This is a genomic window from Streptomyces sp. NPDC000880 (genome assembly GCF_053599675.1).
Map to the genome: position 1 here is coordinate 19,561 of NZ_JBSFMS010000101.1, position 8,296 is coordinate 27,856.

8 protein-coding genes are annotated in these 8,296 nt (G+C 70.7%); 7 read left to right on the forward strand and 1 reads right to left on the reverse strand.

Features of this window, described 5'->3' with window-relative positions; all coding sequences use genetic code 11:
• Nucleotides 1–62: 62 nt before the first annotated feature.
• Entirely contained in the window at nucleotides 63–491 is a 429-nt protein-coding gene (locus tag ACWDO5_RS26555; RefSeq protein WP_450532880.1) for a metallopeptidase family protein, read from the reverse strand.
• Nucleotides 492–766: 275 nt separating this feature from the next.
• On the opposite strand from ACWDO5_RS26555, the gene ACWDO5_RS26560 reads away from it, so the two are divergent.
• The 7 genes from ACWDO5_RS26560 (at nucleotide 767) to ACWDO5_RS26590 (ending at nucleotide 8,255) form a co-directional block, all read left to right on the forward strand.
• Nucleotides 767–1,195: a DUF3499 domain-containing protein gene (locus tag ACWDO5_RS26560; protein ID WP_450532881.1), complete on the forward strand. Its 429-nt coding sequence runs from the start codon at nucleotides 767–769 to the stop codon at nucleotides 1,193–1,195.
• A 175-nt stretch (nucleotides 1,196–1,370) separates the two neighbouring features.
• On the forward strand, nucleotides 1,371–2,987 hold the full coding sequence (locus ACWDO5_RS26565; RefSeq protein ID WP_450532882.1) for an L-lactate permease: 1,617 nt from the start codon (nucleotides 1,371–1,373) through the stop codon (nucleotides 2,985–2,987).
• A 50-nt stretch (nucleotides 2,988–3,037) separates the two neighbouring features.
• The gene (locus ACWDO5_RS26570) at nucleotides 3,038–4,402 is read left to right on the forward strand and encodes a phosphomannomutase/phosphoglucomutase (protein WP_450532884.1); all 1,365 of its coding nucleotides are present in this window, start codon (nucleotides 3,038–3,040) and stop codon (nucleotides 4,400–4,402) included.
• Nucleotides 4,403–4,607: 205 nt separating this feature from the next.
• Nucleotides 4,608–4,790, forward strand: a complete 183-nt coding sequence (locus tag ACWDO5_RS26575; protein ID WP_326650288.1) for a Trm112 family protein — start codon at nucleotides 4,608–4,610, stop codon at nucleotides 4,788–4,790.
• 34 nt (nucleotides 4,791–4,824) lie between these two features.
• On the forward strand, nucleotides 4,825–5,961 hold the full coding sequence (locus ACWDO5_RS26580; protein WP_450532885.1) for an SIS domain-containing protein: 1,137 nt from the start codon (nucleotides 4,825–4,827) through the stop codon (nucleotides 5,959–5,961).
• A gap of 41 nt (nucleotides 5,962–6,002) precedes the next feature.
• Nucleotides 6,003–7,178 carry a mannose-6-phosphate isomerase, class I gene (gene manA / locus ACWDO5_RS26585; protein WP_450532886.1) on the forward strand — a complete coding sequence of 392 codons (1,176 nt, stop codon included), beginning with the start codon at nucleotides 6,003–6,005 and terminating at the stop codon, nucleotides 7,176–7,178.
• Nucleotides 7,179–7,277: 99 nt separating this feature from the next.
• A complete protein-coding gene (locus tag ACWDO5_RS26590) occupies nucleotides 7,278–8,255 on the forward strand; it encodes a cation diffusion facilitator family transporter (RefSeq protein ID WP_450532887.1) in 978 nt (325 codons plus the stop codon).
• The last annotated feature ends 41 nt before the right edge of the window (nucleotides 8,256–8,296 follow it).

Below are 8,296 nucleotides of genomic sequence, written 5' to 3' on the forward strand. Positions count from 1 at the left end.
CTGACGTCCGACAGCTATCGGCTATCGATTGACGGCTGACAAATTTTGAAACCTGTCAGCCGTCAGTCCTGTCCGTACCGCGGATCCACCGACTCCGGCGCCAGCCCCAGCAGCTCCGCGACCTGCTCCACGACCACCTCGTGCACCAGGAGCGCCCGCTCGTCGCGATTCTTCGTGCGGATCTCGACGGGCCGCCGGTAGACCACGATCTGGGCCGGCTGTCCCCTGTTCGCGGGAACCGAGCTGCCCAGCGGCACCGACCCCTCCGGCGCGCCCGGCACGTCCAGTACCAGGAAATCCACGTCGGCCAGCTGTGGCCAGCGCCGTTCCAGTCGCTCCACCGAGTCCTGCACGAGGTCCCGGAAGGACTCGGCCCGGCTCGCGGCGAGAGGCACCTGGGGCGGGGCGACGGGCCCGCGCATGCCGCGGCCGTGGCGGTCGCGACGGCGCGGCCGCGGCTCGGTCGGGCGGGGGGGTACGGGACTGTCCATCACTGACGCAGGGTAGCTCTCCCCGCCGCACGGCGATCGAGTGTGCGCGCCGGGCGGGAGGGCTTGTCGCTAATTGAACATTCTGGCCAAGCTTGGGCCCGATTGCATACCTCCCCGCGATCGCCGATCTCGTCGTGATTGATCTCATTTGCGCCAAGTCGTGACCGGATCACGGGCGGTCGTCGACCGCGCGCTTCTCTTTCCGTGCAGGTCAGGGCAGTTGCTGGGGGAGTCGCTATGGCCGATGTCACAGCACGACACGGTGGGGTGACCTGGTGGAGAGTCGTCGCAGCCCGCTCAAGAGTGCGGTACCGTCCAACGTCGTGAGCCCTGTACGTCGCTGTTCGCGCACCGCGTGCGGCCGCCCTGCCGTCGCGACACTGACGTACGTCTATGCCGATTCGACTGCGGTCCTCGGCCCGCTCGCCACCTACGCCGAGCCTCATTGCTATGACCTGTGCGCCGAGCACAGTGAGCGCCTGACCGCCCCGCGCGGCTGGGAGGTCGTCCGGCTCACCGACGGCTCCGCCCCGGCCCGGCCCAGCGGTGACGATCTCGAGGCGCTCGCCAATGCCGTACGGGAAGCGGCCCGTCCTCAGGGGCGTGCGGCCGAGGCCGGTGCTCAGAACGGCCGGCGGACGGCTGACCCGATGGAGGTCGCGCGCCGCGGCCATCTGCGGGTGCTGCGTTCCCCGGACTCCTGAGCCCCTCGCACCACCTCCCTGAGCCCTTCGCACCGCCTCGGACCCATGGCTCACTCATTGAATCCCGTACTTGAATCCTGCGCGGACCATTGACCGCCACTTGTTGCGGACACGACCATTCCTTCACCCATTAGAAACCGCTTTCCGCATCACGGAATCCGGAGGTAGGTCTGTCGTGTTCGTGCAGCAACTGGAACCCGTCGCCGACTCACTCGCCCTGTCCGCCCTGGTCGCCGCGCTACCGCTGGTCACCGTCCTGGTGCTGCTCGGCGCCGTACGGATGAGAGCCCACCGCGCCGGGCTCGTCGGCCTCGCCGTCGCCGTGGCGGTCGCCTGGCTAGCGTTCGAAATGCCCCTCGGCCAGACCCTCTCGGCGGGTGCGCAGGGCGTGCTGTTCGGTCTTTTCCCCATCATGTGGATCGTCGTGAACGCCCTGTGGGTGTATCGGATGACGGTCCGCACCCAGCACTTCGACATCCTCCGGCGTTCCTTCGGCCGGCTCTCCGACGACCCCCGCATCCAGGCCCTCGTCATCGCCTTCTGCTTCGGCGCGCTGCTCGAAGCCCTCGCCGGTTTCGGCGCGCCGGTCGCGATCTGTTCGGTGATGCTCGTGGCTCTCGGCTTCGACCCGGTCAAGGCGGCGGTGCTCGCCCTTGTCGCCAACACCGCGCCCGTCGCCTTCGGCGCTATGGGCACCCCCGTGGTGACGCTCGCTCAGGTCACCGGCCTGCCGCTGGACTCGGTCGCCTCGGTGGTCGGCCGGCAGACTCCGCTGCTCGCCCTCGTCGTACCGCTCGTACTGGTCGGGCTCGTCGATGGGCGGCGAGGTCTGCGCGAGACATGGGCGCCCGCGCTGGCCTGCGGATTCGCCTTCGCAGCGGCCCAGTTCGTGGCGGCCAACTATGTCTCGGCACAACTCGCCGACATCGGAGCGGCGTTGGTGGGCGCGGCGGCGCTGGTCGCGGTGCCGGGTGCGCGCAAGCCGGCTGCGGAGCCGGTGCGGGCGGCAGTGCTGACCGGCGTACGGAGCGAGGACCTGGACCGCGAGGACCCGCGGCGCGAAGTGGTGCGCGCCTACGCTCCGTACGCACTCATCGTCGCGATCTTCTCCATCGCCCAGATACCGCCGGTCAAGCGGCTGCTGGGGGAGGCGACGCGGGTCTTCGACTGGCCGTTCCTCAATGTCGGGAGCCCGGCGGGGGAGCCGGTCGGCGCCAATACGTTCTCGCTGCCGCTGATCTCGACGGGCGGGACGCTGGTGCTGCTGGCGGGTGTGGTGACGGCGTTCGTGCTGGGTGTACGCGGGCGGGATGCGGCAGGCGAGTGGGCGGCGACCGTGCACGAGCTGCGGTACGCGATCCTCACGGTGACTTCGGTACTGGCGCTCGCGTACGTCATGAATTTGTCCGGACAGGCCGCCACCATCGGTCACTTCGTGGCGGCGGCGGGCGCGGGCCTCGCCTTCCTCTCCCCGGTGCTGGGCTGGTTCGGTGTCGCCGTGTCCGGCTCGGACACCTCCGCGAACGCGCTGTTCGGCGCGCTCCAGGTCACGGCGGCGCGGGAATCGGGGCTCTCTCCCGAACTGTTGGCGGCCGCCAACAGCTCCGGCGGCGTACTCGGCAAGATGATCTCCCCGCAGAATCTGACGATCGCGTGCGCGGCGGTGGGGCTCGCGGGCAAGGAGGGCGATCTGTTGCGCAAGGTGCTGCCGTGGAGCCTGGGATTGCTCCTGGTGATGTGCCTGATCGTGACGGCACAGAGCACGGCCGTGCTGGGCTGGATGCTCCCCTAGTTTGTGCGGGTACGTTGTGGTGACCGCAGAGATTCCTGGAGGGGTGGCCCGTGACTGCTGATCTGTCGCAGATCGTTAAGGCGTACGACGTCCGCGGGGTGGTGCCGGATCAGTGGGACGAGGCACTGGCCGAGCTGTTCGGCGCAGCGTTCGTCCAGGTGACGGGCGCGGAGGCGATTGTCGTCGGCCATGACATGCGGCCGTCGTCGCCAGGGCTCTCGGGGGCGTTCGCGCGGGGTGCCGCGGCCCGGGGCGCGGATGTCACGCTGATCGGTCTGTGCTCGACGGATCAGCTGTACTTCGCGTCGGGGAAGCTGGACCTGCCGGGCGCCATGTTCACCGCGTCGCACAATCCGGCGCAGTACAACGGCATCAAGATGTGCCGGGCGGGCGCGGCGCCGGTGGGCCAGGACACCGGCCTGGCGGACATCCGCGCGCTGGTCGAGTCCTGGTCCGAACAGGGCGCCCCGGAGCCCGCGGCCGAGCGGGGCAAGGTAACGCAGCGGGACACGCTCACCGACTACGCGGCGCATCTGCTGTCGCTGGTGGACCTGTCGTCGATACGTCCGCTGAAGGTGGTCGTGGACGCGGGCAACGGGATGGGCGGCCACACGGTCCCGACGGTTTTCGAATCCCTTCCCGTCACCCTCGTACCGATGTACTTCGAGCTGGACGGCACCTTCCCCAACCACGAGGCGAACCCGCTGGACCCGGCGAACATCGTCGACCTCCAGGTCCGCGTCCTCTCCGAGGGCGCGGACCTGGGTCTGGCCTTCGACGGGGACGCGGACCGCTGCTTCGTGGTGGACGAGAGGGGCGAGGGCATCTCGCCGTCGGCGATCACGGCGCTGGTGGCGGCGCGCGAGCTGGCGACGCACCCCGGCGGGACGGTGATCCACAACCTGATCACGTCATGGTCGGTCCCGGAGGTGGTCCGCGAGAACGGTGGGATCCCGGTTCGTACGCGGGTCGGCCACTCCTTCATCAAGCAGGAGATGGCCCGTACGGGAGCGATCTTCGGCGGTGAGCACTCGGCGCACTACTACTTCCGCGACTTCTGGAACGCGGACACGGGCATGCTGGCGGCCCTCCACGTCCTGGCTGCGCTGGGCTCGCAGGAGGGCCCACTGTCGGGGCTGGTCGCGCAGTACGACCGTTACAGCGGCTCGGGCGAGATCAACTCCACCGTCGACGACCAGTCGGCCCGCACGGAGGCGGTGAAGGCGGCGTACGCGTCCCGCGACGACGTCACGGTCGACGAACTCGACGGCCTGACGGTGTTGACGCAGGACTGGTGGTTCAACCTCCGCCCGTCGAACACGGAACCGCTGCTGCGCCTGAACGTGGAGGCGCGTGACGAGCAGACGATGGCAAAGGTGAGGGACGAGGTGCTGGGACTGGTCCGGGAGGCGTGACGCCCGGATGGTGGCGTGACGCCCGGATAGTGGGCGTGACGGCCGACCAAGGGCGCGGGGCGCGGCCGGGCGGGCACGGGGAACGCCCCCCCGTACCCCCAGAACGCGCCGCACCCCGCCCCCCAGCGGTACGCTGACGTCGCTCGATCCGGATCACCGCGACCGCATGGTCGACATGCCAAATGCCCGAAGGGACACCTCACACATGCCGCTCGAAGCCGGCCTCCTGGAGATCCTCGCCTGCCCGGCCTGCCACGCCCCCCTCAGCGACCGCACGGCGGCCGACACCCCCGAGCTGATCTGCACCGGCAAGGACTGCGGCCTGGCCTACCCGGTACGGGACGCGATCCCCGTCCTCCTCGTCGACGAGGCACGCCGCCCCGCCTGACCCACAACCGCACGGCGATCGGAGGCCCACCCTCATGCTCGACGAGTCGCTCCTCGACGCCCCGGAAGCCCTGGCCCGCGCCGATCGCCGAGGACTGCTCCGAGGCGCCGCCGAGGCCGGGGCGCGCGTACGCACCGCCGCCCGGCACGCCGCCGAGGCCGGTATCCCTGAGCTCACCTCCGAGGGCCGCCCCCGCGCCGTCCTCCTCGCGGGCTCCGGCACCGCCGCCACCGGCGTCGCCGACCTCATCGGCGCCCTCGCCGGAGCGTCCGCCCCCGTCACCCGGCTCCACCCCACCGGCGTAGCCCCCGCCGCCGGCGCCCTGCGCTGGGCGCTCCCCGGCTGGGCGGGCTCCGTGGACCTTCTCCTTGTCGCGACCACCGACGGCAGCGAACCCGGCCTCGCCCTCCTCGCGGAGCAGGCGTACCGCCGCGGTTGCAGCGTCGTCGCCGTCGCCCCCGAGCGCTCCCCGCTCTCCGAGGCCGTCGACGGCACCCACGGCCTGGTGGTCCCCATGGCCACCGCCCCGCACGAGACGTACGAGGAGACGCAGACCGCGAGCCCCGGCGAGCTGTGGGCCCTGTTCACTCCCCTCCTCGTCCTCCTCGACCGTCTCGGCCTGCTCGAAGCGCCCCCGGAGACCCTCGCCAAGGTCGCCGACCGCCTCGACCACACCGCCGAACGGTGCGGCCCGGCCATCGCGACGTACAGCAACCCGGCCAAGACGCTCGCCGCCGAGCTCGCCGACAGTCTTCCGCTCATCTGGACAGAGGGCGCGGGCGCCGCCCCGGCAGGCCGCCGCTTCGCCGCCGTACTGGCAGAGCTGGCCGGCCGCCCCGCCCTCGCAGCCGAGCTCCCCGAGGCGCTCCCCGCCCATGGCGTGCTGCTTGCCGGCGCCTTCGCGGGCGGCGCCGACCCGGAGGACTTCTTCCGCGACCGTGTCGAGGAGCAGCAGGCGCTGCGGGCCCGTGTCGTACTGCTGCGCGACCGCCCCGCCGGCGGCCTGACCGCCGCGCCCGCCGCCCGTGAACTGGCCCTCAGCCACGACACCGCGATCAGCGAGCTCGAACCGGAGGAGGGCACCGACCTCGAGTCGATCGCCGAACTCCTCGCCGTTACCGACTTCGCCGCCGTCTACCTGGCCCTGGCGGCCTCCCACACCCCCACGTAAAGACACCTCTCCCGCAAGCAACAGGAAGAACCGGGAAGACCATGGATCGCCTCTCCAACACCGTGCGCCCCTACGCCTGGGGCTCCACGACCGCTCTCCCGGAACTGCTCGGCATCGCCCCCACCGGCGAGCCCCAGGCCGAGATGTGGATGGGCGCCCACCCGGGAGCGCCCTCCCGCGTCACCCGTGACGCCGCCGAGCAGCCGCTCTCCGACCTGATCGCTTCCGACCCGGTACGCGAACTGGGCCCCGCGGCAGTCGAGAAGTTCGGCCCGCGCCTCCCCTTCCTCCTCAAGATCCTCGCGGCCGGCGCCCCCCTCTCCCTCCAGGTTCACCCCAACCTCGCGCAGGCGAAGGAGGGTTACGCAGCCGAGGAGAGCGCGGGCGTCCCGATCGACGCACCGCACCGCAACTACAAAGACGCAAACCACAAGCCCGAACTGATCTGCGCGCTCACGCCCTTCGACGGACTGTGCGGATTCCGTACGCCTCTTGAAGCCGCCGGTCTCCTCGCCGGACTCGACGTGGACTCCCTCAAGCCGTACGTCGACCTCCTGCACGCCCACCCGGAGGAGGCAGCGCTCCGTGAGGTCCTGACCGCGGTGCTGACCGCCGACCCCGACGAGATGGCGGTCACCGTCGCGGAGGCCGCGGCCGCCGCCGAGCGGCTCGGCGGCGGCTACGCCCCGTACGCCTCGATCGCGCACCACTATCCGGGCGACCCGGGCGCCATCGCCGCCATGCTGCTCAACTACGTCCAACTCCAGCCCGGTGAGGCCCTGTTCCTCGGCGCCGGCGTCCCGCACGCCTACCTCAACGGCCTCGGTGTGGAGATCATGGCCAACTCCGACAACGTGCTGCGCTGCGGACTGACCCCCAAGCACGTGGACGTCCCGGAGCTGCTGCGTATCGTCCGCTTCGAGGCGAGCGACCCCGGCGTTCTTCGTCCCGAGGCCTCGCTGTCGGGCGAAGAGCTCTACGACACTCCGATCGACGAATTCCGTCTCTCGCGTTACGTCCTCGGGCCGGACGCGGCGCCCCGCGACGTAACCGCATCCACCCCGCAGATCCTGCTCTGCACGGCGGGCAGCGTGACGGTCGGCGATCTGACGCTCGCCCCGGGCGAGTCGGCGTTCGTACCGGCGGGGGACAAGGCGGAGATATCGGGTGCCGACGGCGGCGCGGGCACGGTCTTCCGGGCCACTGTGGTGGCCTGACGCGGCGCCATCTTCAGGGGCTGCAACAATGGCGCACCGCAAAGACCGGGCAAAGCCCGGGCGGCGACCGACGTAGGCACGAAGGGACATCCGGCACACATGAGCGCGTCAGGCGGAACCAAGGCGATCGTGGCGGCACTCGCCGCCAACCTCGCAATCGCGGCAGCGAAGTTCGTTGCGTTCCTGTTCAGCGGCTCGTCGTCGATGCTCGCAGAGAGCGTCCACTCGCTCGCGGACTCCGGCAACCAGGGGCTGCTGCTCCTCGGCGGCAAGAAGGCCAAGCGCGAGGCGACCCCGCAGCACCCCTTCGGCTACGGCCGCGAGCGCTACATCTACGCCTTCCTCGTCTCCATCGTGCTCTTCTCGGTCGGCGGCATGTTCGCGATCTACGAGGGCTACGAGAAGATCAAGCACCCGCACGAGATCGAGGCCTGGTACTGGCCGGTCGGTGTCCTCGTCTTCGCGATCATCGCCGAGTCGTTCTCCTTCCGTACCGCGATCAAGGAGTCCAACGAGACGCGCGGCAAGAAGTCGTGGACGGAGTTCGTGCGCCACGCCAAGGCCCCCGAGCTGCCGGTCGTGCTCCTCGAGGACCTCGGCGCGCTCGTCGGTCTGGTCCTGGCGCTCGGTGGCGTGAGCCTGGCCCTGGCCACGGGCAATGGCGTGTGGGACGGCATCGGCACGCTCTGCATCGGCGTCCTGCTCATCGTGATCGCACTCGTCCTGGCGGCCGAGACCAAGTCGCTGCTGCTGGGGGAGGCCGCGGGTCTCGACGACATCGAGAAGATCAAGGCAGCGGCGGTGGACGGTGACACGGTCACCGGCATCATCCACATGCGTACGCTCCACCTCGGCCCGGAGGAACTGCTGGTCGCGGCCAAGGTCGCCGTCCAGCACGACGACACGGCCGCGGAGGTCGCGGCCGCGATCAACGCGGCGGAGGAGCGCATCCGGGCCGCGGTCCCGATCGCCCGCGTGATCTACCTGGAGCCGGACATCTACAGCGCGTCGGCGGCAGCGGCGGGCGCCAACCCGGCGAGGTCCCCGGGCGGCCCGGGCCCGGACACCGCCCACTGAGTCGCGTACGAACGACGAGACGGCTCCCCGCCCACATGGGC